At 34.8% G+C, this 428-nt stretch carries 1 protein-coding gene; it reads right to left on the bottom strand.

Annotated features, from left to right (window positions below; translation table 11 throughout):
* Positions 1-45: 45 nt before the first annotated feature.
* Positions 46-428 (bottom strand): LPXTG cell wall anchor domain-containing protein (locus tag KSU54_RS18655; RefSeq protein WP_217746772.1); only part of this gene is annotated, 383 nt, incomplete at its 5' end.

Below are 428 nucleotides of genomic sequence, written 5' to 3' on the forward strand. Positions count from 1 at the left end.
TAGCTCACAAGAGCCAGTCCTGTTATAAAAATTAAAATATCTTTTTTAAGAAATTTGAGAATTCTCATCTTTTTCATTTTTTCTTCTTCTGACAAGTACAGTTACCATCACCGCAGTACCCGTTGCAACTAATAATAAAGTGGCCATACTACCTGTTGCAGGAAGTTTTGATCCAACTTTGTTTACAACCTTGATATTAAATGTACCTGTATCTGCATCAGTTGATAGTGTTTTGTCATATTGACTATATGCGCCTGTGTAAAATTCTTTAAAACTTGCTGTTGCTGCTAATTTCTGTAATGTCTTTGCTGTTGCACCATCGCCCTTAACATAATTTAATCTGTTGTCAGCTCCATAAGTTGCTTTTACATCGATTTTTATAGGGTCTTTTAATAAACGGTAACCGTCTGGCGCCTTAGTTTCTTTCA

Source organism: Erysipelatoclostridium sp. MSK.23.31, from assembly GCF_019125875.1.
In the GTDB taxonomy this organism is placed as follows: Bacteria; Bacillota_I; Bacilli_A; order Erysipelotrichales; family Coprobacillaceae; genus Thomasclavelia; species Thomasclavelia ramosa.